Annotated in this window: 3 protein-coding genes; 2 read left to right on the top strand and 1 reads right to left on the bottom strand. The window is 71.7% G+C overall.

The window, feature by feature from the left end; translation table 11 throughout:
• Positions 1 to 82: 82 nt before the first annotated feature.
• Positions 83 to 721, bottom strand: a complete 639-nt coding sequence (locus ACFTZL_RS43910; RefSeq protein WP_382595948.1) for a transglycosylase family protein — start codon at positions 719 to 721, stop codon at positions 83 to 85.
• Between the two features lie 543 nt (positions 722 to 1,264).
• On the opposite strand from ACFTZL_RS43910, the gene ACFTZL_RS43905 reads away from it, so the two are divergent.
• Together ACFTZL_RS43905 and ACFTZL_RS43900 are read left to right on the top strand one after the other, a co-directional pair.
• The gene (locus ACFTZL_RS43905) at positions 1,265 to 2,044 is read left to right on the top strand and encodes a hypothetical protein (RefSeq protein WP_382595945.1); all 780 of its coding nucleotides are present in this window, start codon (positions 1,265 to 1,267) and stop codon (positions 2,042 to 2,044) included.
• An 86-nt stretch (positions 2,045 to 2,130) separates the two neighbouring features.
• Positions 2,131 to 2,520, top strand: a complete 390-nt coding sequence (locus ACFTZL_RS43900; protein WP_382595942.1) for a hypothetical protein — start codon at positions 2,131 to 2,133, stop codon at positions 2,518 to 2,520.
• Positions 2,521 to 2,543 lie beyond the last annotated feature (23 nt).

Below are 2,543 nucleotides of genomic sequence, written 5' to 3'. Positions count from 1 at the left end.
GGGTACCGGGGGCCCCGCCCGGCCACGGTCCGGGCCGGGCGGCCGCCCGGACGGGACCCGTGTCCCGGCGAGGGGGAGCGGCTCAGATGTCGAGGCGCAGGCCGGGCACGATCATGTGGGGATCACCGCCGATGGCGGCCTTGTTGGCGGCGTAGAGGCGCTGCCAGGTGGTCCCGTGCCGGGCGGCGACGCCGCTCAGGGTGTCGCCCTCGCGGACGGTGTAGTCGCCGCGGGACGAGCTGCGGTCCGGGTGCTGCGTGGAACGCGCCGGCGCCTTCCACTGCTTCGCCGGAGCGGGCTTGGAGGTGACCGGGTCGGCGGCGGAAGCCGCGGGTGCGCTTCCGCTCGCCCCGGCGCGAGCCGAGCAGGTCGGCCAGGCGCCCCAGCCCTGGGCGCGCTGGACCTTGGTGGCGACGGCGATCTGCTGGGACTTGCTCGCCCGGTCGGCGGTGGCCGCGTAGGCCGTGCCGCCGTAGGCGCGCCAGGTCGAGGGGGCGAACTGGAGTCCGCCGTAGTAGCCGTTGCCGGTGTTGATGTGCCAGTCGCCGCCGCTCTCGCACTGGGCGATGCGGTCCCACACTCCGCTGTCAGCCGCCGCGGCGTTGCCGGTCGCCGCCAGCAGTCCGAGGGGGGCGAGCAGTGCCGCCCCGGCGAGGACCGCCGTTGTACGAACCGGGTTCTTCCGAGCGTTGTCGCGGGTGGTATCGGCACATTCGGACATGTAGATCCCTCTCGAAACACCCGGGGTCCCCCAAGGCGGAACGCCACTCCCCGCGCCATGGGGCGCGTGGGTCGCGCTCGCCCCGCCCGCCGGTGGTGGTGCTGCGCGGTTCCGGAGAACCGTGCGGCCGGCGGACGTACCCGAGCGGTGCTCGCTGCACACGGCGGAGGAATCTAAGGAGTTGACGGTCTGTCATCAACCAGCGGCCCGTCATGCCAGGCCAGTTCACCGATACCTCGGGTAACGGCAATTTCCGGACACCCACTTCATTCCTGGATTTCGTGATTTATCGACCAACGGGCTTGCTGGCATGTGACCCACTTCACCACCCCAACATCCTTTACAAACAAGGGACTTGACCGTGAGTGTGCGATTCCGTGCCGAACGTGACCCTGCGCGCTGGTTGGTTCGATTCCGTTCGCCCTGGGGCGTGACTCCCGCCACAGATCGCCCGTTGTCTTCTTCATGAGCCGGGGCCTACCCGGACCACGGGCCGGGAGCCACCCGGCTTTGCCACGCACCGCATCCCCGAGGGAGCCACCCGTGCCGCGCATGCTCGACGTCAGCGACGAGGTACGCGCCGAGATCGGCGACGAAGAAGCAGACCGCCTGCTCGCCGGAGAGACCGCCCCGGGCAGTTACGACTGCACGTCCTGCCGCACTCCGGGCGACTCCGAGCAGGAGCGCACCAGCACCGTCCTCTTCATCGGGGACGAGACCGCCGTCCTCGCCTTCGCCCACTCCGGCTGCCTGCCCTCGCAGATCGTCCAGGTGACCGAGGAGCAGCTCCGGGGCGCCGTGAAGTCCATCGCCGGCGACACCGGCACGGAGTCCGGCCAGACGGCGCCCGAGCATGCGGTGCTCGGTGTGACCAGCGGACTCGTCCTGATCGCCGGGGAGCTGCACCCGGCCCTGGTGGTGGAGCCGACCGCGCCCATCGCCCGGCCCGGCGCGACCGGCTCCGGCGACGACTTCCTGCCGCTGCTCACCGAGCAGGGCTTCATGCCCCTGGCCGACCTGTCCGCCGTACCGCCGGTGCTGCACGGCTGGTCGGTGCTGCTCGCCGTGGGCCAGCTCCACGCGGTGCTCCAGCCGGGCAGCAACGGCGGACAGCCGGTGGCCTGGTGGCAGGCGCACCAGCCGCTCCAGGTGACCGACCCCTGGCGCGCGGCCGCCAACAAGCACCAGCAGGTACTGATGTTCGCGGCGCCCGTCGGCTCGATCGGCCGTCAGCCGCGCGAGGACCTGATGCGGGACGCCCTGGACAAGGCGGCGGCGACCGGAAAGCTGGTCGGCGCGGCCCTGCCGCTGGCCGGCACCTGAACCGGCGGGTCACCCGCACGCGCCGCAGACCGGCGAAAGCCACACAAGGGCCGCATCCCCTGACCCGTGGGGTCGTTTGGACATACGTGCACGCATACGACGTTCCCCGCCGCCAGTCCTTCTCGCCGATCCCCTCCGCGCGGTCGGCTCAGGACTCCCTGGGCGGCCCATCGGCCACGCCGATCTACGACGCGCTCTACGCCGAGTACGTCAAGTCCTTCCGCGCACTGCCCGGCGACCGCAGCGGCGAGGAGAAGCTGGGGTTCACCGCCTTCGGGACCAGCCCGCACAGTACGGGCTCGTACAGCCATTCGTACGGCAGCTCGTACAGTGCGTACAGCGCGGGGGCCCAGAGCGCCCGCCACGCCGCCGGACAGCAGCCGCACTGGCAGCGCGTCGGGACCGTCAGCGCACACGGCACGGCGATGCACTATGTGCCGGCCGCCCTGCCGCCGGTACCACGAAGCGGCGTCTGAGCGAGCACCGGTCTGTGGAAGGG

It is taken from the genome of Streptomyces sp. NPDC056948, assembly GCF_042674225.1.
Lineage (GTDB): Bacteria > Actinomycetota > Actinomycetes > Streptomycetales > Streptomycetaceae > Streptomyces > Streptomyces purpurascens.
The sequence above is the reverse complement of the archived record's forward strand: the minus strand, read 5'-3'. Positions and strand labels throughout refer to the sequence as shown.

Bases quoted from the DNA above. Each gene is read 5' to 3' on its own strand.
- ACFTZL_RS43910 (WP_382595948.1), bottom strand. From the start codon at position 721: ATGTCCGAATGTGCCGATACCACCCGCGACAACGCTCGGAAGAACCCG.